The following is a 23812-nucleotide window of genomic DNA, read 5'->3' on the forward strand; positions in this document are numbered from 1 at the left end:
AGTTATGTTTCACAGGAGTTATCACTTCGTTCAGGAGTTAAAAGCCAATAGCTTTACTTCTGAAAGCGGTGCAAAAGGTATTGGCATCTAACTCCCAGCCCGCATTGGCGGGCGATAACTACCTATAACTCCCTTTTAACTCCTGATTGGCATTATTTACAATGCCGCATGGAGAAATAGTAAATCTAAATTGTAAAATATAAAAATAAAACCATGAAAATACTGACTATCATTGTATCTTATAACTTCACCCGATGGATAAAACCTTGTCTGGAGAGCCTGTCCCGCTCGGATTATCCCACCGATGTGCTGGTTATCGACAACGGGTCGCAAGACGATACCATGCAAACCATCCGAAACGCTTACCCGCATGTGCGCCTCATCGCCAACGGAGAGAACTTAGGTTTCGGACAGGCGAACAACATCGGCATGCGCCTTGCGCTGGAAGAAGGCTATGATGCCGTATTCCTGCTGAACCAAGACGCATGGGTGGCGCCGGACAGCATCGGATTCCTGGCTGCCCAGGCAGAGAAACACCCCGAATACGGCATCCTCTCGCCTGTACACTTGAACGGAACGGGCAACCGGCTGGACCATGGATTCGCCAGCTATGTGCATCAGACCGACCCTGCACGCATTCCGCACGACCAGGACGTGATAGAAGCCCCTTTCATCAACGCGGCATTCTGGTTCATCCCCGTCCGCACGCTGAAGAGACTGGGCGGATTTTCGCCCCTCTTCTACCATTATGGCGAAGACAAGGACTACGTGAACCGCCTGCACCGCCACGGATTGAAAGTGGGCTATGTGCCGGAAGCATACGGGAACCACGACCGCCAGTCGCGCCCCATGACCCGTGAGGTGTTTTTCCGCACCGAGTACGTGTATCTGCTCTCCGAGTACACCAACCTGAACCGCACCTTCGGAAACGCTTTCGCCTATAGCGTCCTTGCCTGCGTGAAGAAAAGCCTGCTCGCCTTCATGCATCATAAGTGGAAAGACGGATGCACCTATCTGCATCTTGCCTTGAAGCTAAGTGGAAAGACGCACGAAGTTATATGCATCCGCCGGCGAACCCGCATGGAAGCGCCGCACTTCTTACTTGAATGAAACAACCCGCTATTAATTATTAACTATTAATTATTCATTAAAGCCATGTACGCTCCGATTCTCCTTTTCGTCTACAACCGCCCCGAACATACACGCCGGGTTATCGAATCTTTGCAAACCAATGTTGAGGCAATAGAGAGCCGCCTCTTTATCTATGCCGACCAAGCCCGAAACGAGGCAGACCGTCCGAATGTGGACGAAGTGCGCCGGTACATCCGGAGCATCGGAGGCTTTAAACAGGTTACACTTATCGAACGCTCCGAGAACTGGGGTCTTGCCCGCAACATCATCGATGGCGTAAGCACGCAGGTCAATGCCTACGGACGGGTGATTGTGCTGGAAGACGACCTGGTGGTGTCGCCCTACTTCCTGCGCTTTATGAACGATGCGCTGGAGACGTACAAAGACGAAGAGCGGGTAGGACATATCCAGGCGTGCGACTTCACGAAAGACCCTTCGCTGCCCGACACCTTCCTTATCAAGTGGACCGGAAGCTGGGGCTGGGCAACGTGGGCACGTGCATGGCGGCATTTCAATCCCGACGGGAAAGCCTTGCTCGCCCAGCTGGAAGAACGCCGCCTGACCCACACCTTTGATTTCAACGGGAATTATCCCTTCACCCGCATGCTGCGCCACCAGATAGCCGGCAAGAACAATTCGTGGGCAATACGCTGGAACGCCAGCCTGTTCCTCGCCGGTATCCTTTCGCTGAACGTGGGCAAATCGCTGGTGCAGAACACCGGATTCGACGGCACGGGCACGAATTGCGGAGGCGGAGGCCTCTATGCTTCCGACCTGTGGATGCATCCGCTCCCCGTCGTCCCTATTTCCCCCATCGCGGAGAACCAAGAAGCCCGCCGTGCCTTCGCCCGCTATTATCACCGCACCAACGGCTTTTGGGCGAAAGCCATCCGGCGCATCAAGCGGACGTTGCGGGGAGACTTCGGAGCTTAGTTCTCACCACAGATTACACAAAAGGCGTTACAATTGTTACAATTACAATTATTTTTTAGCGATTTCAATGGGAGGAGAAAAGTGAACATAAAATTTATATTATATATATTATATTATAATATATATAATATACTATAATAATCAATACACTCTTCCTTTTTATGCCACACACAGAAAAAGCCGTTTTCAATTAATTGTAATTGTAACAATTGTAACGCTTCTGCCTCCGTTACAATCATTACAATTACAATTAGCCTTCATGAATATCTGCCACGATTGAAGACTATCTAAATAAAAATGCCTCAAAACAAACAAGATTCCATTTATTTTCTTTACTTTGTAGGAAGAAAAAAAACTACCGACTATGGCTAAGAAGAAGAAAGAAAAAAAAGGCGGGAAACGCATGAAGAAAAAAGAACTCGCCGAACTGCTCATCAGTTATTTCCAACTGCGGGCAGGACAGGCCTTCGGGCTGAAACAATTGTTCAGGGGGTTGAAACTCACTACACACCCCTTGAAAATGCTCTGCACGGATATCCTGCAAGAAATGGCTGAGGACGGATTCCTCATCAAAACCGAAGACGGACAATATAAACTGAACGATAAAGGACAAGTGCTGACCGGTATCTTCCAGCGCAAAAGCAACGGTAAGAACTCGTTTACGCCCGATGACGGAGGAGAACCCATCTTCATCGCCGAACGCAACGCGGCACACGCCATGAACGGTGACAGGGTAAAAGTGAGCCTTTGTGCACGCCGCAAGCGCAAAGAACCCGAAGGGCAGGTCATCGAAATCCTGGAACACGCCAAGACCACCTTCGTAGGCACGCTGAAAGTGACCAAGAACTACGCTTTCCTGCTCACCGAATCGAGCACGCTGGCAAACGACATCTTCATCCCGAAGGAAAAGCTGAAAGGCGGAAAGGACGGCGACAAGGCGGTGGTGCGCATCACCGAGTGGCCCGACGAGGCGAAGAATCCTTTCGGCGAAGTAGTGGACGTGCTGGGCAAGGCAGGCGACAACAATACCGAGATGCATGCCATCCTGGCGGAATACGGGCTGCCCTATACCTATCCGGCATCGGTGGAAGCCGCGGCGGAGAAACTCTCGGCGGAAATCACCCCCGAGGACTATGCCGAGCGTGAGGACTTCCGCACCGTGACCACCTTCACCATCGACCCCAAGGACGCGAAAGACTTCGACGACGCCCTCTCCATCCGCCCGCTGAAGCCGGGGCTGTGGGAAGTGGGCGTGCATATCGCCGACGTGTCGCACTACGTGAAGGAAGGCGGCGCCATCGACAAGGAGGCCGTGAAGCGCGCCACCTCGGTATACCTGGTCGACCGCACCATCCCGATGCTTCCCGAACGCCTGTGCAACTTCATCTGCTCGCTCCGCCCCAATGAAGAAAAGCTCGCCTACTCGGTCATCTTCACCCTCAACGACAACGCCGAAGTGAAGGATTACCGCATCCGCCACACGGTCATCAAGTCGGACCGCCGCTTCACCTACGAAGAGGCGCAAGCCATCATCGAGACCGGAACGGGCGACTATACCTACGAAATACTGGAACTGAACCGCCTCGCCCAACAGCTCCGCGCACGGCGCATGGCAGCAGGCTCCATCGACTTCGACCGCGTGGAAGTGAAATTCGAAATCGACGAAAAAGGCAAGCCGCTGAGCGTGTACTTCAAACAATCGAAAGAAGCCAACAAGCTGATAGAGGAATTCATGCTGCTGGCAAACCGCACCGTGGCGGAACACATCGGCAAAGTGCCCAAAAACAAGAAGCCGAAAGTATTCCCCTACCGTATCCACGACCTGCCCGACCCGATGAAGCTGGAAAACCTGAACCAGTTCATCGCCCGCTTCGGCTACAAGATACGCACGGGGGGAAGCAAGACCGAAGTGTCGCGCTCGCTCAACCGCCTGCTCAGCGACGTGTCGGGCAAGAAAGAGCAGAACCTCATCGAGACGGTATCGCTCCGCGCCATGCAGAAAGCCCGCTACTCCATTCATAACATCGGGCACTACGGGCTGGCGTTCGACTATTACACCCACTTCACCTCGCCCATCCGCCGCTATCCCGACCTGATGGTGCACCGCCTCCTCACCCGCTACGAAGCCGGAGGGCGCACCGCCCAAGCCGACAAGTACGAGGAATTGTGCGAGCACAGCTCTGCCATGGAGCAGACCGCGGCAAGCGCCGAACGCGCCTCCGTGAAGTACAAGCAAGTAGAGTTTATGGGCGAACGCATCGGCAACGTGTACGACGGTGTCATCTCGGGCGTCACCGAATGGGGCATCTACGTGGAAATCAACGAGAACAAGTGCGAAGGCATGGTGCCGATGCGCGACCTGGGCGATGATTACTACGAGTTCGACGAGAAAAACTACTGCCTCATCGGACGCCGCCATCACCGCAAGTTCAGCCTGGGCGACCCGGTGAAAATCAAGGTGGCACGCGCCAACCTGGAGAAGAAGCAGCTCGACTTCACGCTGGCGGAATAACCCTGCCTCAACTGTATCTGATACACCGATTCACCACAGAGGACACACTGAAATCATTTTACCCATGGCCTCTGTGGTGATATATGAATAGGATATTCTCCGGAAGTCCTTAAAATTTTCCACTAGCACTGCTATTGATTTCCACAAGAAGTTTGTAATTTTGCACACTAATTGAAAATAAGAATGGCGTTACAAACTGAAGTGTTATCCGAAATCCTGCGAACTTCGCCTTGCGTGGAACTGCTCCGCTTGCGCAACCGGCAACTGATTATCCTATTTCTTTTCAAAATGTTCTATCATAGGCAGACCGCCGTGCCTTTCGAATCCTTACGCATGCAACTGGCCGACTACCTGAGCGCTGTACGACTAGAACAGGACGAAGAAAGCGGCATCACAGAATTCGATTCATTCGAGGAAAAGGCAGGCAAATACATCCAACGGTGGACCGACAAAGGATTCTTGCGCAACTATCAGGAAGAAACAGGCGAAGTATTTTACGAGCTATCACTCTATACCAGCAAAACCATCGACTGGCTGCTGAGCCTGAAACGTGAGGAATTCGTGGGCACGGAATCGAAATTCATGAATCTCTTCGGACAACTGAAGGAACTGGTAGAGTTTACCAACGAAGACAAGGAAGAGCGCATACGGATGCTGGAAGAGAAAAAGCGCGAGATAGAACACCAAATTCAGTCCATCCGTGCAGGAGGTGACGCACAGATATTCGAGGAATACCAGATATTGCCTCGCTTCAAGCAAATCAGCCAGTCGGCAAAAGAATTGCTTTCCGACTTCAAAGAGGTAGAAGAAAACTTTAAAAGCATTACCAAGGACATCTACCGCCGACATGCCGACGGAGCATATTCAAAAGGTGACATCCTGGGCTTTACCTTCGATGCCTTGGCAAACCTACAACAGAGTCCGCAAGGCAAAAGCTTTTATGCCTTTTGGGATTTCCTGCTGACCCCTTCATTACAACACACATGGGATGAACTGGTGGAACACCTCTACGACACGCTGGACGACAAGCGGTTGGAGGTGAACGACACCTTCCTGAAAAATATGAAGCAATACCTCTATTCCGCCGGGAAAAAAGTATATCAGGCAAATGACAAGATGGCAGAGAAACTAAGCCGCATCATCTGCGAAAACGGAACGATACCTACCATTGCCACCCAACGGGTGATAACCGACATCCAGTCGTCCCTGTTAGCATTGGCACAAAAAGGCATCACGCCCGATGTATCGCTGGAAGTAGAAACACTACCTGATATCAATATGCCTCTGGAACGGAAACTCACCTTGGAACGAAACGTAGAAGTCATCTATCGACAAGCATTGGAAATGGCAAGTTCGGACATCAGCGAAGCCCATTCGGCAGAGAACCTGTTCGTGCAAAACCGTATAGACCGACGCACATTGAAACAACACATTCAGCATGCCTTGCGACACAAGCGTCAGACTACATTAGGCGATGTCATCCAGGAAAACGGTGGCTTGCAGCAGGGTTTGTCGGAATTATTCGGCTACATCAGTGTAATACGCGATTTCCGGCATATCATCCATGCCGAGCGGACACAGACCGTAACGTTCGACGAAACACAGCACAAAGCAATTGTTATTCCAGAAATCATTGTCGTGCGATGAAGTGCATGTTTACAGAGGACACTGAGTATTTCAATTATTTCCTCTGTGGTAAGCCCAAACTCCAAAACCCAAGAACTTAAAACTCAAAAACGAATGAACTTAGAATCTTACATCTCCCCATACGCACGGGCAGTGGTCTGCCTGTTGAAAGGTCCGGTAAATACCACCGACCGATGTTGGAACGACCTGTTACATTACCAGACAGAAATCCAGAAATATATTTCACAAATCGGGCTGGAACTGATTGTAAAACGCGACGAAGGATTCGCTTACCTGAAACAGATGACCGACGAGAGTGGCAATACCCTGGGACTGGTGCCCCGCAAGCCGCTGGGGTTCGAATGTTCAGTGCTCGCCATCATCCTCCGCGAGGTGCTCGAAGAATTCGACAGCAACCTTGACGAGCTATATACCACCGCATGCTACATCACCGGCAAGGAACTGAAAGAACGCATCGAACTATTCCTCCCCGAACGCTTCAACCGTGTCAAGCTCTTAAACGAACTTGACTCGTACATCGCCCGTATGGTGCAACTGGGATTCCTGATAGAAAGAGAGCAAGAAGGGCGTACCTTTTATCAAATCCACCGCATTATCAAAGAAAAGGTCACACTCGACCAATTGGTAGAATTTAAAAAGAAACTCGAAAGCTATGTTGAATCTGTTTAGTACATCTTCGGATACGGCGGGGTTCCGCCTCGACTATATGGAAATCTATAACTGGGGCACATTCCACGAACGCATCTTCCGACTTGCCCCACAAGGCAACAATGCCTTGCTTACCGGAGCCAATGCTTCGGGCAAAAGCACCATCATCGATGCGTTGCTCACTTTACTGGTGCCAGCTAAGAAAGACCGTTTCTATAATCAGTCTTCGGGCGTGGAAAAGAAAGGGAACCGTACCGAAGAAACCTATGTACTGGGACATTACGGTAATATACAGAAGGAAGGCGAACGGGGAGTCACCACGCAAGCCTTGCGTGACAAAAGTGCCTACTCGGTGCTGCTCGCCTCGTTTTCGAATACAGACCAGCGGGTAGTTACCATCTTCCAGGTGCGCTGGTTCTCGGGTGGAGAACTGAGACGTAGTTTCGGGCTTGCCCATGTCCCCCTGGAAATACAAAAAGACTTTCAGCCCTTCGATGGCAAAGGTGTATGGCGGCGCAGGCTGGAGGCATCCTACAAAGGAGCACGCACGCTGGTTGAGTTCTTCGACGGACCAGTAGGCTATGCCGAGCGCATCACCCAACTGTTCGGTATGCGTTCGGTCAAGGCACTGAGCCTGTTCAACCAGATTGTGGGCGTGAAAGTGCTTGACGACCTCGATGAATTTATCCGCATCAATATGCTGGAAGAACACGATGCCGAATCCCAGTACCTACAACTGAAAGATAGTTTTACTACCCTGATAGACGCCAAAGTCAACATTGAGAAAGCACGCACCCAAATAGAGATGCTCCAGCCGATAGCCAGCCTGGCATCCCAAATAGAAAGTGCCGACGAACGGCTTCACCAGCTGATGACCGACAAAGACACAGCTGTCTATTGGTTTGCCAAACAACTGATAGACCTTGCCAAGGAGAAACTCGATGTGGCAATGAAGGAAAAAGAAAAACTGGAAACCGAAATCGCACACCTGCGCCAGCGTGAAGAAAAACTGAAGCAGGAAGAACGCACACTCTCGCTTGCCATCGAGAAAGACGAAGTCGGACGTAAACTGAAAGAATTGGAAACCGACATCGAACGCCTCTCAAAAGTGCGCAACGAGCGAATGGCATCAATGGACACTTACAACGAACTTGCCAGCAAATCCGGATTCTCACCCAACCCCGACGAAAAGACCTTCAATGCCCAGCGGGCCCAGGCTGCACAACAGATTGAAGAATGGACGGAAACCAAGGAAACATGTATCCGAAAACAAGTCCAGACAGAAAATGAACAAAAAAAACTGGCACAGCAGGTAGAAGAGCTGGTACACACAGTAGAAATGCTCCAGAAAAACAAGAACAACATTCCCTTACGCGAAACCGAAATCCGTGACGCCATTTTAGCGCATACAGGAGCTTCGAAAGAAGAAATTCCTTTCGTTGGCGAATTATGCCGGGTGGCTGAAGACGAAAAAGAATGGGAAATAGCACTGGAAAAAATCCTGCACCACTTCGCACTCCACCTTATTGTGCCCGACAAATATTACCATCAGGTCAACGAATACGTAAATACCACCAACTTGAAAGGACGGGTGATGTTCTACCGCTATACGCCCTCAGGTTCGCTTGCCGGTATGCAGACGTACCAGCTTTCCGCTGGCGAAGAAGGACAAGTCATCGACAAAATTGAAATCCGTCCCGATAGCGAATACGAAGAATGGGTGCGCGACATGATTCTGGAAAAATACAACTACACATGTGCCGATACACTGTCCGCATTCGAGCGTTACCGAGAAAAAGTGGTTACCCGCGAAGGACTGGTCAAATTTGCCGGCGAACGCCACGAGAAAGACGATCGTCCACACATCTTGCGCCGTGAGAATTTTGTTCTGGGCTGGGAGAATAAAGAAAAGATACGTCTCTTGCAACAAGAATTGCTCCAACTTCAGGAACAGGACGCCACGCTTGCACGAGAGATAGACCGCATCCGGCAAGAAGCTGCAGAAGGAGAAGCCCGGTGTGCCTTGCACCGCCGATTGGTAGACTTATTCCCTGACTTCAAGAAAATAGACTGGCAAAGCTTCGTAGGCGAAATCCAACGCAAACAGGAAGAAAAAGAAGCCTTGGAAAAAGGGAATGACCATCTGCACACCCTCCAGACACAACTGGAAAATGTACACGAAGAACAGCACCGCCTCTCGGTGACTGACATTCCGGAACACACCCGGAAAATGATTCATGCCGAATACCGCATCGAACAGTTGCAACGGGAAATAGACGAAAACCAACGGGTAATTTCGTCCATCCGGTCATTACTCTTCACTGATTTCGAAAAGAATTATGCCTACTTGTGCGAACTTTCTTACGACCAATTGAAACAAGAGCGCGGCAAGTTCCAGGCAAAGAACGAGCGTGAGCGCAAAAAACTGGAAACGGAAAAACGCGGATACGAAGACGAGGCAAAAGTGAAAATTACCGCCTTCAAGCATCCCGATGAGGATATCCTCACCCGTTTCAAAGACTGGCGTGCCGATGTAGACACTTTGCCTGATGCCACTCATATCGAACTGATAGACGCCTACCGGCAAATGCTGGAAAGGCTGGAAAAAGAAAACCTGCCCAAGTACGAAAAGCAATTCGACGGCTATCTGCAAAAGACACTCACCGATAAAGTGGGCGAGTTCCGGATGTTCTTCATCAACTGGATGCATACCATCAAGAGCAACATCGATATGCTCAATGACTCATTGAAAGCCATCGATTACCGGATGCGTCCCGTTACCTACATCCAGCTCACCGCCCTTACACAAATCAGTGAAGAAGCCAGCGAGTTCAGACGGCTTATGGACGAGGCGGTTCCGAATGTACAGAAAATCAATGCCACATCCGACGGCAGGCGAATACACTTCTACGAACACGTAGAACCGTTTATGAGCCGTCTGGCAGACGAGGAATGGCGAGCCAAAGTTATGGACGTACGCTTCTGGTTCACCTACAAAGCAGAAGAATTCAACCGCCAGAGCGGACACAAGGAAACCACCTATGAGAATATGGGACACCTTTCGGGAGGAGAAAAAGCGCAGCTGACGTATACCATCCTCGGTTCCGCCATTGCCTACCAGTTCGGACTTACCAAAAGTGGATTGCAAAGTGATTCGTTCCGGTTCGTGGCAATCGACGAGGCATTCAAGGCACAGGACGAAGACAAGGCACGCTACCTCATCACCCTGTGCAAGCAACTCCATCTCCAACTCCTTGTAGTGACGCCCAACGACAACATCCATATTGTGGAAAACGATATCTCGTACGTCTATTTCGTAGAACGCAAAGAGGAGAAAACCTCCTGGCTCTATAGCATGCCGATAGAACAATGGAAACGCGAGACCCACGAACAACCAAGTAGGACCTGAAACCGAACTACTGACATGAAACCGCACCAAAATAAAAGTCTGCTTTCATTTTATCACTGCCAGCACAGTGAAGGATTTCGAAAACATAAACCGATGCATACGAAATCCTTCGCTATGCTCCTCCAGACATACTTTTTGATAGTTCAATCCTATTTCAGCACACCATCTTATCATACATTTCCTCCAGCATATAGGAAAAATGTATGAAAAAAATTCCGTTTTTGACAAATTGCATGTATGAAAATTTTGAATTTTCCATGATTACTTATATCTTTGTTATGTCTAACCAATTACTATGAATAATGGCAGACGGTATTACATGTAAAGAAAGATATTTTTCATGCGTTTATCTTTTACTTCCTGAATATTGTAAAAACAAAAAAGGAATTGTCTTTGCAGTGTTGCCTGTGAGCCCTTGTGTTCTGTGACAACATCAACAAAAATGCACAAATCCATACCGCGCAGAGTATAATTGCAAAACATAACTGATAAAAGATAACAAAATGAAGATATGTCAATCTTTCCGGAATGAAGACATTCATACTTGTCTTTTCCTAAGGGAATAACGCAAACTCTCAAGAAACAAGACAAACCGGAAAACAGATTCCCATATCTTTTTTAATGTTTACCTATATTTTTGTTATACCTTAATTATATATGAAAACAATGCATATCGGTCAACTCATCAAACAAGAAATGGACAAACAAGGAAAAACAGTATCTTGGCTGGCCAGAGAATTGTCGTATTGCAGAACAAATGTATACAAAATATACGACAAGAAATCCATCGACACTGATTTGTTATTGCGCATTTCCATTTTATTAAAGCACGATTTCTTTGCCTGCTATTCGAATGAATTAAAGTAAAATGTCCCCAATATATAAACATATACACTTATTGGGGACACTTTTACTTCATTTTGTTAATATATATTTTTTTCTTTGTATATCTAAACAGTCAAACACACAAAATATGAACAACAAAGTAAAGCAAATTATATTGACAGGCATATGCATTTTCACCGGATTCGGCGGATATATCCAAGCACAACAAGTAGACTACTCCGTAGTTTCAGTTCCAGAAGAATCCAGTAACCAATTCATCCGTATCACATCAGATGCCGATTGTGTATGTATGCCCATCGTAAAACGGAACGGGAACAAACGCATTGACTGGCTCTCCAATCGCATATTAGACACTTCAACCGACGGGCAACATATCGCCTATCTTTCAGCACGCAACAACACGACCAACATCTTTATAAAAGATTTAAACAAACAAGGAGGTTCTGTACAACGAACCAATCGTTCGGCTGTGCTGGACTTTTCTTATTCACCCGATGGAAAATACATTTGTTTTTCAGAAACTCGCGGGGGAACAAACCAGATATTCCGCACCGATGCCAAAGAGGGATATGTGTGTCGGCAAATCACCAGTGGAAGTCAAGATTATTCCCCCGTTTATTCAACAAACATGACACAAATATTCTTTGCCAGACAAGAGCTGAAAAGTGTCAGTATCTGGAGTTATAATGTACAAAACAATTTCCTTTCAACATTCACCAGTGGCATGAATCCGTATCCTGTAAAATCAGAACAAGCATTTGTATGTACCCGTCCCAATGCAGCAGGAAAAAGCGAAATATGGAAAATAAATTATCATACAGGCACAGAGGAATGCATTATCTCTGACCCCGAACGAAGTTTCACTTCTCCAATAATTTCACCCGATGGGAAATGGCTGTTGTTTGTAGGAAGCAGCAAAATAACATCAGGGACATTCACTTATTTGAATACCGACATATTTGTAGCAAGAACAGACGGCACGGACATGACACAACTCACCTACCATGCCGCCGATGACCTCAGCCCCGTATGGAGCAGAGACGGGAAATACATCTATTTTATTTCCCAACGTGGAAGTACCTCAGGTACAGCCAATATCTGGCGAATGAACTTTAATTACTAATACCTTTTAAATTTATGTATCATGAAAAAGTTTAAGTTATTTGTGTTGTTGGCTTTTATAGGCTTGGCAACCAGTGCTTCTGCACAGTTCGTTAATTCAGGCACATCCAGTAGCACATCAAACAGCAGTTCATTTGATGTCACTTCCGTAAAGACTAGCGGATGGAATCGCATCTATGTATCGTACAATCCTTCAAAGTTGAAATTTGATTATGACGATGCGGATGATATAAAATTCAAAGGATTGACCGTTGGTTGGTTAAGAGGCTTCGGGCTTACCCAAAAGTTACCCTTGTACATGGAGGTAGGTGCAGGCGTTCAGTACAGAAGCTATAAGGACGAAGAATCTGATTCTTATGGCGGATATGAAGCCAGCTATTCAAATAAAATCACAATGCTTTCTTTGAATATCCCTGTAAATTTATTGTATCGGTTCAACATCACAGACGACTTTTCCATCAGCCCTTACTTCGGATTAGACTTCCGCATAAATCTCCTTGGCAAGAATAAAGCCGAAGTAACTTATAACGACGAAACAGATTCGGAAGATATTAACCTGTTCGATGATGACGATATGGGCGATGAAGCTTGGGGACGCTTCCAAGCCGGCTGGCATCTTGGTGTAGGATTTGATTACCGTGTACTACATGTAGGAGTAGAATATGGAACCGACTTCAACGAGATAGCCGAAAAAACAAAATTCGCAACCACTTCTATTACATTGGGACTAAACTTCTGATATATAAACCAAACAAAGAGTAAGGTGTGCCAAATCCTATTTCGGCACACCTTCTTTAATCTTAATACTTATGAAAACAATTCGATTATTTTGGCTATTTACTGTTATGGCATTGATGGCAGTAAGCTGCTCGGATGATGATAATGACCTTGAAAGTTCGATTGTAGGCGCATGGCAATCTGAAATTCATACTTCCCGCATATGGATATTTATGAGCGATGGACAGGTTGTTTCTGAAGATGAGTATGGCACTTACTATCTAAATGGAGACCGTTTGTATATTTCATGGACAGACGAATACGGTAATTATGAGGAAGCTTTTCTAATTGTTGAATTAACATCCGACACAATGATTCTTGACGAATTGGACGAAGAAGGGATAGCTCATGATGACCCGGAAACTTACCGACGAATAAATATGGGAAACAGGTAAAAAACAAACAACCCGCTATCTTCCTCATTACATCCCTTCCCAGCCTCCCCCCATAATGGAAGGTCGGGAAGGGTTCTCAAAAACATATTCCAAATCAGTACACAATAAATTCAAAACAGTTTCTGACATTTCTTTTTGCACACAAAATCTCACCCACAAGAAACAAAAAGAAAACAAAACAAGGAATACTGAATCTTTTTACTTACATTAAATCTTTATTTGATTTCATTTCGTCCACAATTCATCAAAATATTTTTCATTTTGCAACACATTATATAGAAAATCCTTTCAATTTAAAACACAACAAGCTATTATGCTTAAAAAGTGCACTCATTCAGCTTAAAACAAAAACAAAAAGACATAAATTTGCAGTGTAATAAAACAAAAAGATGTTTATCCGGGATAACAACTGTAAATGTGTTAGTTTAAATGGTATGAATGATTAAATCAGGAAACTATGAAAGGATTACTTAAAAAAGGAGGAGCATGGATTGCAGTTGCAATACTATCTCCAGCAGTGCTGATGGCACAAGACAAAGTGGAAGCAAGTGTGGGAGCCGACCTGGTGAGCGGATATATTTGGCGCGGGCAAGATTTGGGGAATGTCAGCATCCAACCCTCGCTCTCCATCGCCTACAAAGGGTTCTCGCTCTCGGCTTGGGGGTCGGTAGGGTTCGAGAAGTCAGATACGAAAGAGTTCGACCTTACGCTGGGGTATGGCATCGGCGGGTTCAGCGTATCTGTAACGGACTATTGGTTCAACAACGGACCGGCGTATTTCCATTACGGAGCACACGACACGAACCACACGTTCGAGGCGCAAGTGGGATATGATTTCGGCGTGCTTGCCGTAAACTGGTACACCAATTTCGCCGGCAATGTAGGGTATAATTCGGACGGCGACCGTGCGTATGCCTCATACATCGCCCTTTCGGCTCCTTTCCGTCTGGGCGGGCTTGACTGGGAAGCCACGGTAGGCGCCACGCCCTGGGAGAACGATTTCTATAACGGAGGCAAGAACGGATTTGCCGTGAGCGAGGTAGGCATTAAAGCCACCAAGGAACTGAAAATCACCGATTCGTGGACCCTGCCCGTCTTTGCGCAGGCGATATGGAACCCGGCAACAGAAGGCGCCTATTTCGTGGCAGGCTTAAGTTTTTGATAGGATAAACGAGAGGTAAAAGATTGAGGGATAACATTTCTGGCAAAGTACTAACTACAAAATACAAATACAAGATGAAAAAGATTGAAGCGATTATCCGGAGAACACGGTTCGACGATGTGAAACAAGCATTGCTGGATGCTGACATCGAGTGGTTCTCCTATTACGACGTGCGGGGCGTAGGAAAGACCCGCGAAGGCCGCATTTACCGCGGCGTGGTGTACGACACAAGCTCGATAGAGCGCATCCTGCTCTCCATCGTGGTGCGCGAAAAGAATGTAGAGAAAACCATCCAGGCGATACTGAAAGCCGCCCAGACGGGCGAGATAGGCGACGGACGCATCTTCGTCATCCCGGTAGAGGACGCCATCCGCATCCGTACCGGCGAACGGGGGGACATTGCGCTCTATAACGCCGAACAAGAGAAATAAGCCACATAAGTCATACAAATACAATATCTAAACGAGATTTTATTATGGATACATATACAAAAGGCGGCAGATGCTGGATGAGGTATGCCGCGGCGATTCTTATGCTTTTGATTTCCACGCCTTCCCTGCTGGCACAGGAGGCAAGCGGAGCGGATATGCCCGCGCTCGATTCGGGCAATACAGCGTGGATTCTGACCTCTTCCATCTTAGTGTTATTGATGAGCATTCCGGGCATTGCCCTGTTCTATGGCGGCTTAGTGCGCCAGAAGAATGTATTGAGTGTCATTATGCAAACCCTCTTCATCGTAGGCGTGGTCAGCATCTTATGGATAGCCTTCGGGTATAGCTGGGCGTTCGATACCAGCTTTGCCGAGTCTGGAAACCCGCTGGCGTGTGTGATAGGCGGATTCGACAAGGCGTTCCTCCACGGCATCACCCTGGATACGCTGACCGCGGGCAACATTCCCGAACTGGTATTCGTGATGTTCCAGTGCATGTTTGCCATCATCACCCCCGCGCTGATATTGGGTGCCTTTGCCGAACGTATCAAGTTTTCGGGCTATATCGTGTTCATCACGTTGTGGGTAATCCTTGCCTACTTCCCGATGGCACACTGGGTATGGGGCGGAGGCTTCCTGCAGCAAATGGGAGCCATCGACTTTGCCGGAGGTACGGTGGTGCACATCAATGCCGGGATTTCGGCATTAATCATGGCGATTATGTTGGGCAAGCGCATGGACTATAAGGTAGGGCATCCCATTACGCCGCATAACGTGACCTTCGTCTTTATGGGCACTTCGTTCCTGTGGCTGGGATGGTTCGGCTTCAATGCCGGAAGCGGGCTTGCCGCCGACGGGCTTGCCGCAAACGCCTTCCTCGTAACCCATGTGGCAACGGCTATGGCGGCTATCACGTGGATGGTCATCGACTGGCTCTGCAACAAGAAACCCACCACCATCGGCGCCTGTACGGGAGCCGTAGCCGGACTGGTGGCAATCACTCCGGCGGCAGGCACGGTAGACCTGCTGGGCGCGTTCTGCATCGGTATCATCACGCCGATAGTATGCTTCTTCATGGTAGCTGCGGTCAAGCCGAAATTCAAGTATGACGATGCACTCGATGCGTTCGGCGTACACGGCATAGGCGGTATCATCGGTTCTATCCTGACCGGTGTATTCGCTACCCGCTTCATCTCGGGCGAAGACGGCGTTCAAGGCGCTCTCTACGGCGACTGGCACCAGCTTTGGGTTCAGATTGTAGCAACCGTGGTATCTATCGTGTTCAGCGCGGTCATTACCTTCATCCTGTTCAAGATAGTAGACTCTACCATCGGACTCCGCGTAGACAAGCGCGTAGAAGAAGAAGGGCTTGACATCTACGAACACGGCGAGTCGGCTTACAATCATTGATAGCTGACAAGGAGAATTGGTTTTAAGGGCACACAGAATTCCAAGGCTTCGCACAAGCCTCGGAGTTCTGTGTCCTCTGCATGCTTGGGAAAGCCCGTCCCCCTCATATTGTTATAGAATGTTTTTTTATGCCAAAGGGTGTGACAAACAAGAGAGGTACACGCGACATTTTTGGTACTTTTGCAGCGGTAAAAGAAAGGATAATTTATGGCTAGACAAAACTCACGTGTATTTATTTTAATCTTTTTGGGTATGCTTACCGCCTTCGGGCCGTTTGTCACCGATATGTATCTGCCTACTTTCCCCGAGATGGCAGATTTTTTCACACATCTTCTTCGATGGTCCAACTGGGCTTGACCGCCAGCATGATAGGCCTGGCGGCGGGGCAATTGTTCTTCGGACCGCTGAGCGACAAGTACGGGAGACGCCCGTTGCTGATTGCCGGCATGTTTCTGTTCCTGGTTTCTACGCTGGGATGCGTATATTCGCAGACCGCCCTGCAGTTTGTAGGCTGGCGGCTGGTGCAGGGGATAGCCGGGGCAAGCGGGATTGTGATATCGCGCTCGATAGCCGCCGACAAATATGCCGGACGCGAACTGGCAAAGATGTTAGGCATCATAGGCGCCATCAACGGAGTGGCTCCGGTAGCTGCTCCGATGGGAGGAGGGATCCTGGCGGAAAGCATCGGCTGGCAAGGCATTTTCTGGTGCTTGTTCTGCATAGGCATCCTGCTTCTGGCAGGCAGCTTCCACCTGACCGAGTCACTTCCGGCAGCTAACCGGAGAAAAACAAACTGGGCAGATGTGTTCCGCGGTTTCGGCGCGGTCTTGCGTAACCGCCAGTACTTATGCTACATCCTGCAGTTCGGGTTTGCCCAGGGCGTGTTATTCGCCAACATATCGTCCGCCCCGTTTATCATGCAAGAACATTATGGCTTCTCGCCGATGACGTTCAGCGTATGCTTCGGCGCCAATGCGCTGGCAATTGTCTTCTCGGCGGCATTATCTGTCAGGTTCCGCCATCCGGAGCTGGTACTCTATCGCGGAAGCCAGGGCATGCTGGCCGTTTCCATCCTCCTGCTGGCAGCGATGGGTTCCTCGTGCAGCTTTTGGATTTACGAAACATTGTTGCTCTGCCTGTTGGTGATGCTGGGGCTGACATTCACATCGTCCAACACCTTAGCCATGAACGCCGAACGCCAACATGCCGGAACGGCATCTGCGGTATTGGGTGCGTTAGGCTTTGCTTTTGGCGGCATTGTTTCTCCGTTGGTGGGTATCGGCGACATCATGCTTTCTACGGGCGGCATGTTCGTCATCGGCTCATTGGGCGCCTTTCTATGTGCCCGCATCTCCCTGAGCAGACTGATAAGACGCAAGGTTGCTGTAGCATGCGGCAAGTAATACCGAAAAGAATCGTACTGGATGACAAAAGTATCTGATTTTTCGACAAAAGAAACGCGGAAAGCTTGTTGGTGGTATGCTCTCCGCGTTTCTTTTTTACGTGACAATCCTCCTTACGAGAATGTGGATAATTTTCAGAACTGATATCCTGTCCATCCGAAGAGGTCGGCAGAAGCTCCGGTATTGCCATCGGCTACGGTAACCTCACCTGTTCCGTGTATTTCATCGCCTGTAAGCGTCGAAGTCAATTCATTGGTTACAGAGATAGTTGTAGTCGCCTGTGCATCGCCCTTGCTATCGGTCAAGTCAACCAAGTCATCTACCGCACCCGTACCGATGACCAACGCATTGGTAATAGTAGCCTTCGCACCACGGCGAATCTTGATAGCGTCTACCATTTCGGCTGCTTCAGACAAGTTTTCGATAGTCATGTTCTCGATGGTGAAGTCGGATTGCGGAGCGTGGTCTGCACCGTTTCCGTCCAGATTTCCGTCAGCTTCTACACCACGCGGGTCTTCTTCGGTGCTGGTGAATCCGGCTTCCCAACGTCCGTAGCAGTCCTTCAGCGTACCGCAATAGCCTTGAGTGAAGTCGAACATATCGTCATCGCAGTTTACGGCAAGCAGTCCGGTTACGTTTACCGAGCCTCCGAAGAATTCGATGGCATCATCGGCACCGTCAGCAATATAAATGTTTTCAATCACCGTTCCGTTTCCTACTGCATTCAGTGTAAGTCCGTTGTGTTCGACATCGGCATTCGAACGTGCTCCGGTATAAAGCAGCTTGACATAACGCAATACGCCCGAATTGTCGGCATTGTCATCGCCTCCGTAGGGTTGGTTGTTATCAATCTCGGTAGCACCTTCGGTTACAGTTCCCTCTACGCCTGAGATGCGCGCATAACCGTTGATAATCAATCCGCCCCAGTAACCCGGTCCGGCATTGGCTTCATCTTCTGCCGTAAAGGTGATGGGAGCCTCAGCAGTTCCTTCTGCCATAATCTTACCGCCACGTTCTACCAGCAAGTAATTGCCAAAACCTTCTTTTGCCTTGATGGTCAATCCGGCAGGGATGGTCAGCGTAGCACCTTCTTTCACTACTACAGCACCTTCGAGTGTATATTCAGTATTCGCATCGAGAGTCATATCCGAAGCGATATCGCCTGAAAGGGTTGCCTTAGCAGGTTCCGGAGCTTCGGTTTCGCCTGGAAACTGATAGCCTGTCCATGCCAACGCACTGGTATTGGCACCCGTGTTTCCAGCTTCGATAACCACACCTTCGTATGTGCCTTCAGCGTTCAGGTCACCATCGGTAGTAGCAGATTCCAACTGGTTGGTTACGCTCATTTCAGTACCTTCACCTGCACCGCCTTTGCCATCGTTCAGGTCAATCAAGTTCTCAACAGCACCTGTACCCATTACCAAAGCATTGGTGATGTGTGCCGTAGCGCCACGGCGAACTTTTATCGCATCCTGCATAGCCTGGCTTGCAGAGAAGTTGGCAATGGTCATATTTTCTACCTTAAAGTCTGATTGCGGCGTATGGTCGGCACCGTTTCCGTCCAAGTTACCATCGGCTTCGATACCGCGCGGGTCTTCTTCGGTGCTGGTGAAACCTTCTTCCCAAATGCCGTAGCAGTTAGACAAGGTACCGGAATACCCCTGAGTAAAGTCGAACATATCGTCATCACAGTTTACAGCAAGCAAATTGCTTACATTTACTGTACCTCCGAAGAACTCGATAGCATCGTCGGCACCTTCTACAATATATACATTGTTAATGGTAGTACCGTTACCTACACCGTTCAAAGTCAAACCGTTGTGTTCGATATCTGCGCTTGAGCGTGCGCCGGTGTACCACAATTCAATGTATTCCAAGGTACCGCTGTTGTCGGCAGCATCGCTTCCTCCGTAAGGCATGTTGTTATCCACTTCGGTAGCACCTGTAGCCGTACTTCCTGCAGAGCCTGAAATAGGAGCCTTACCATTAATAATCAGACCACCCCAGTACCCCGGTCCGGCATTGCTTTCGTCTTCAGCGGTGAAGATGATAGGAGCCTGTGCGGTACCGCGTGCATTGATTTTACCGCCTTGCGCTACAATGATATAATTGCCAAAACCTTGTCTTGCCTTAATTTTCGTTCCGGCAGGGATTTCAAGTGTCGCGCCATCGGGCACAGTCAATGTACCGCTCAAAATATATTCCGTATTGGCATCCAAGGTCATCGTTCCTTCTACATTACCCGAAAGTTCCACGGTTTCTACCGGTTCTTCACCGCCACCGGGGTTTTCACCATTGGGTTCGTCATCGTCACTACAAGAAGTAAGTGATACACTGCTTGCCAATGCGGCAAACAACATCGCGTTTAAGAAAAACTTTTTCATTGTTCGATAATTTGGTTAAAATTATAGTTTGGTTTATTGTTCTGATTATATTTTTCCAAGCAGGCTTAGAAGCTGTTTTGAATTTATCGTGCGATGATTTGGGATGAGTTTTTGAGGCATTTCCGCTTCTGTGATGAGGAAGATAGCGGGCTATCTGACGAAGAACAGGAGCGAAAAGGACCAAAAAATCGCCCAAAGCACACACGAAAACGGATACATCAAGCCAAGAAAAACTTTTTGGAGAAATTCAAAACAGCTTCTTAGAACGTGCATGCCACTCCGAGGCTGAAATCGATTCCTCTGCGGTACTTGCTTAACACCACCTCTTCGTTGGTTGCGTTTCCTTTACGAGTCAGCTGATGCACCGAGTTCAACAAGTTTTGCGCTTTCAGGCTGATGGTAAAGTGCTCGCCAATCTTAGCCGAAGATACAAAGTCAAGGGTCGGAATCCCGTTTTCTACAATGTCCTGGTATCCTTGTGTACCGATGGTGTACAGACGGTCGCTGAAATAATTGAACACCAATGCATTGGTAAACGAGTTGCTTCCTTTACGCACCAAGTAAGTCAGGTCGGCATTGACAAGCCAGGGAGCCGCGCCTTCCAACTGGGAACCGGTCGGGTCAGTAGCAAGAGGCACTTTCGCACAAGTGTAAGTATAAGCACCGTTCACACCGAAACTCAGCTTCTGCAACCCTCCGTCTTGCATCGGATGAGAAAACAAGTCTTTCCGTATCTCTATTTCCGCACCGGCTACAGTAGCATGGTCAGCTATGTTTTCATACGAAAGGAATCCGCCGGCACTGGCAATCTCGATACGTGAAATCGGATTTTTGATGTATTTATAGAATCCGGTCACCGAAATCAGTTCGCCGGACGAAAGATACCAGTCCCATTTCAAATCCACGTTATAGTTATCCGACGGTTGCAAATCAGGATTACCCTGACTATTGAATGTAACGTTTACATAACGGAACGGAGATATTTCCTTTGCCTGAGGCAAGGTATAAGTCTTGCTGGCTGCAAACCGGAGCGAATGCTTGTCATTGAAATTATAACGCAAGTTGATGCTGGGCAGCACATAGTCTTTGTTGATGGACTGGCTTCCCTGCGTTCCGCCACGGTTCACATTATAATCTACATCCATATTCACTTTATCATACTTCACACCCACGTTGGCAATGAAGCCTTCGGTAAACTGGTAAGTGGCTTCCACGTATGCCGAGTGGATGTTTTTGTTTACTCCATACTCATCGATGTTTTTATCCAGGATAAAGTAGTTGTTGTCCAGGTTTTCTTGCGTATAATAATTATCGAACCGTACATTATTGATATCAAACTCTTCCTGACGCACTACCGACATATCATACTCGGTAGCTGTAAAATTATCGTCCACAATGCGTCCGGCATAGCCCAACTGGATGTTGGATTCCTGTGAAAAGTTATCGGGAAGTTTATAAGTAAAACCTGCACGGATATTCAGGTCGTCTTCATTCAGTTCCGAGAAATAACGTTGCTGGATACCTGTACCTTTCATCGGCACATAGCCCCGGTCGGTCTTTACCAGATTATTGATGCGCCGGTCAGGTTCCAGTCCTTTGATAATATTGTAGGCGGCACCTACATTAAAATCGAGCTTATCCGCCAACGCCCATTTGGTATCCAGCTGATTGACGAAAAGCAAGTTATCATTGGTCTGCTGGCGGCGCATGAAACCTTCGTATGTATCCGAAGACTGGTAATCGGCATCCATACCCAAGTAATCGCCCACCGACTCGCGCGAAGCGTGCAACATGATGAAATTGTATGTCAACTCGTACTTGTGATCATGCAAGTAGTTCAGATTCGCCATCACGACTTGCGAAGTTTCCACATTCGACTTCTTTCCGAGCATATCCTGCGAAAGCTCACCCGTGGTAATCGAATTGCGCACTTCTTCTTCATAATAAGAATAATCGCGGTTATGACTGGCAATCAGGTAGAACGAAAGCGGATTGTCGTGGATATCAAATTTCTTTCCGCCCGAAATGCTATAACTCTGGTTCACCAGCCCGCTTTTCTTCGAAGGGTCCAAACGGTTCTGGAAGTTGTATACAGAAAGATCATCGCCCGGCTGCTTGCTATCAGCAAATCCGAAGGCGTTCACCCCGTCGAGCTTCAGGAAATCAGAAGAAAGACTTTGTGTATTGAATCCGCCCGACACGCTGGCATTGATTTCACCATAACCTACCAGTTCTTTCGAAGAAATATTGATGTTGGCACCTGCCACATCGGCATACGTGTTGCCATAAAAAGCTTTGTTGACATCTACCGACTGGATAATATCGGTAGAAAAGAAGTCGAGCGCAATGTTCTTGTACTCCGGATCTTCCGAAGGAATCGGAAAACGGTTCAGCGTAGTCAAGTTATACCGGTCGCCCAATCCACGGACAAACACATTCTTCACACCGTCTTGTTTCGAAATGCCCGATATCTTGGTAACTGCCCCTTCGGCATCTCCCACACCCTTGCGGGATAACTCCTGGGCGCCAACCGACTGAATTGCCACCACCGATTTCTTTTGCTCCAATAAAGTAACGTTCTCCGACTCGCGGTTCGCCTTAGCCACAACCACCACATCCGACAACATTTGTGTATCGGGTTCCAACTCGAAATCGAGTGTGGTCACTTTGTTATCCTCTACCTTTACCTGACGTTTGACCGTTGTTTTATAACCAACATATTTAATTTCAATGTCATAGATACCGTCTTCCACCCCTTTCAGCTGGAAGTTTCCGTCTATATCCGTTACAGCTCCGATATTGCTTCCCACAATCCGGATAGTAGCCCCGATAAGAGGTTCTTTCGATTTCTGGTCCTTGATACAACCTTTTACATTCACATTTACCTCAACCGCAAAAACATTGGCTGCAAACATCGATAAGAGAACAGCCGAAGTCATCCATTTTCTAACTCTTTTCATTACCTTATTTTACTAAACTTTTACCGAGTGCAAAGAAAGAGCTTCCCTTTTACAGGTATACGACAATCGGATAACTTTCCGTTTACAAGTCCGTTGCAATAAGATTACAATATTGAAGAAGTTGTATGCCCCTGCATACCGAATAAGGCCGAATGCCGGAAACGGACATGTAAGCGTTTTACTTCTTTACTCTTTTCCTGTCTTCGATAATGGCATCCTTGTTCTCCAACGCCCAACTTATCAGCGCATTGATGTGCGGAAGCAACGAATGGGTACGCGGTGTCAGGGCATACTCCACCCTCGGAGGCACTTCCGGATAGACGGTACGGGTAATATAGCCGTCCTCCTCCAATGTCCGCAAGGTTACGGTCAGCATCTTCTGCGATATGTCCGGGATTTCGCGCTGCAACTCCTTGAAGCGCATGACTTCCTTACCCGCCTTGTTCAGCGTATATATAACCAGAAGCGACCATTTGTCACAGAGCCTTGCCAAGATGTTCCGTATCGGGCAATCCGGAAACATCATATCTTCTATCATTGTCCTATCCATATTATACTGCTTTTCAATTCACTCTACAAAAGTAATCAAACTCCTTTTATGTAGCAAGCTTTTATCGGATGGGCGGCAATCAGCCCTTATCCT

General features: G+C 48.1%; 16 protein-coding genes and 3 pseudogenes. 15 read left to right on the forward strand and 4 right to left on the reverse strand.

Translation table 11 applies throughout. From position 1 onward, the window contains the following. The first annotated feature begins 213 nt into the window (after positions 1 to 213). The 14 genes and pseudogenes from H9625_RS05515 to H9625_RS05580 all read left to right on the forward strand — a co-directional run bounded on the left by H9625_RS05515 (position 214) and on the right by H9625_RS05580 (position 17825). Positions 214 to 1110, forward strand: a complete 897-nt coding sequence (locus tag H9625_RS05515) for a glycosyltransferase family 2 protein (RefSeq protein ID WP_191763342.1) — start codon at positions 214 to 216, stop codon at positions 1108 to 1110. A gap of 45 nt (positions 1111 to 1155) precedes the next feature. Continuing rightward, entirely contained in the window at positions 1156 to 2064 is a 909-nt protein-coding gene (locus H9625_RS05520; protein WP_191763344.1) for a glycosyltransferase family protein, read from the forward strand. A gap of 364 nt (positions 2065 to 2428) precedes the next feature. Beyond that, positions 2429 to 4576 carry a ribonuclease R gene (rnr, locus tag H9625_RS05525; protein WP_191763346.1) on the forward strand — a complete coding sequence of 716 codons (2148 nt, stop codon included), beginning with the start codon at positions 2429 to 2431 and terminating at the stop codon, positions 4574 to 4576. A 183-nt stretch (positions 4577 to 4759) separates the two neighbouring features. Then, the gene (locus tag H9625_RS05530; RefSeq protein ID WP_022040771.1) at positions 4760 to 6223 is read left to right on the forward strand and encodes a DUF3375 domain-containing protein; all 1464 of its coding nucleotides are present in this window, start codon (positions 4760 to 4762) and stop codon (positions 6221 to 6223) included. A 93-nt stretch (positions 6224 to 6316) separates the two neighbouring features. Continuing rightward, the gene (locus H9625_RS05535; RefSeq protein ID WP_022040772.1) at positions 6317 to 6892 is read left to right on the forward strand and encodes a DUF4194 domain-containing protein; all 576 of its coding nucleotides are present in this window, start codon (positions 6317 to 6319) and stop codon (positions 6890 to 6892) included. Continuing rightward, entirely contained in the window at positions 6876 to 10280 is a 3405-nt protein-coding gene (locus H9625_RS05540) for an ATP-binding protein (protein ID WP_087207687.1), read from the forward strand. Before H9625_RS05535 ends, H9625_RS05540 begins: the two co-directional genes overlap by 17 nt. A 657-nt stretch (positions 10281 to 10937) precedes the next feature. Beyond that, the gene (locus H9625_RS05545; protein ID WP_191763348.1) at positions 10938 to 11147 is read left to right on the forward strand and encodes an XRE family transcriptional regulator; all 210 of its coding nucleotides are present in this window, start codon (positions 10938 to 10940) and stop codon (positions 11145 to 11147) included. A gap of 106 nt (positions 11148 to 11253) precedes the next feature. Beyond that, positions 11254 to 12249, forward strand: coding sequence for a TolB family protein (locus H9625_RS05550; RefSeq protein WP_022040776.1), 996 nt, complete (start codon positions 11254 to 11256; stop codon positions 12247 to 12249). A 21-nt stretch (positions 12250 to 12270) separates the two neighbouring features. Continuing rightward, positions 12271 to 12987, forward strand: a complete 717-nt coding sequence (locus tag H9625_RS05555) for an outer membrane beta-barrel protein (RefSeq protein ID WP_191763350.1) — start codon at positions 12271 to 12273, stop codon at positions 12985 to 12987. Between the two features lie 70 nt (positions 12988 to 13057). After that, complete coding sequence (locus H9625_RS05560) at positions 13058 to 13420, forward strand: hypothetical protein (protein WP_022040778.1); 363 nt, start codon at positions 13058 to 13060, stop codon at positions 13418 to 13420. Positions 13421 to 13877: 457 nt separating this feature from the next. Next, positions 13878 to 14582, forward strand: coding sequence for a hypothetical protein (locus tag H9625_RS05565; protein ID WP_022040779.1), 705 nt, complete (start codon positions 13878 to 13880; stop codon positions 14580 to 14582). Between the two features lie 74 nt (positions 14583 to 14656). Then, a complete protein-coding gene (locus tag H9625_RS05570; RefSeq protein WP_013618448.1) occupies positions 14657 to 15013 on the forward strand; it encodes a P-II family nitrogen regulator in 357 nt (118 codons plus the stop codon). 44 nt (positions 15014 to 15057) lie between these two features. After that, positions 15058 to 16422 (forward strand): ammonium transporter, encoded by a 1365-nt coding sequence (locus tag H9625_RS05575; RefSeq protein WP_013618447.1) that lies wholly within the window; start codon positions 15058 to 15060, stop codon positions 16420 to 16422. Positions 16423 to 16629: 207 nt separating this feature from the next. Next, positions 16630 to 17825 (forward strand): annotated as a pseudogene (locus tag H9625_RS05580) (multidrug effflux MFS transporter). A 134-nt stretch (positions 17826 to 17959) separates the two neighbouring features. On the opposite strand, the pseudogene H9625_RS18105 reads toward H9625_RS05580, so the two are convergent. Continuing rightward, positions 17960 to 18994: pseudogene (locus H9625_RS18105) on the reverse strand (hypothetical protein); the annotation flags it as partial. A 39-nt stretch (positions 18995 to 19033) separates the two neighbouring features. Next, positions 19034 to 20209, reverse strand: a pseudogene (locus H9625_RS05585) (hypothetical protein); the annotation flags it as partial. A 93-nt stretch (positions 20210 to 20302) separates the two neighbouring features. Between H9625_RS05585 and H9625_RS05590 the strand changes: the two are divergent. Next, positions 20303 to 20473, forward strand: a complete 171-nt coding sequence (locus H9625_RS05590) for a hypothetical protein (RefSeq protein ID WP_158098033.1) — start codon at positions 20303 to 20305, stop codon at positions 20471 to 20473. Here H9625_RS05590 and H9625_RS05595 read toward each other — a convergent pair. Together H9625_RS05595 and H9625_RS05600 are read right to left on the reverse strand one after the other, a co-directional pair. Beyond that, positions 20470 to 23148: a TonB-dependent receptor gene (locus H9625_RS05595; protein WP_394354919.1), complete on the reverse strand. Its 2679-nt coding sequence runs from the start codon at positions 23146 to 23148 to the stop codon at positions 20470 to 20472. The genes H9625_RS05590 and H9625_RS05595 overlap by 4 nt on opposite strands. A gap of 199 nt (positions 23149 to 23347) precedes the next feature. After that, positions 23348 to 23719, reverse strand: coding sequence for a winged helix-turn-helix transcriptional regulator (locus H9625_RS05600; protein WP_087213101.1), 372 nt, complete (start codon positions 23717 to 23719; stop codon positions 23348 to 23350). Positions 23720 to 23812: the final 93 nt, after the last annotated feature.

The sequence above is a fragment of the Phocaeicola intestinalis genome (assembly GCF_014837065.1).
GTDB classification, from domain to species: Bacteria; Bacteroidota; Bacteroidia; order Bacteroidales; family Bacteroidaceae; genus Phocaeicola; species Phocaeicola intestinalis.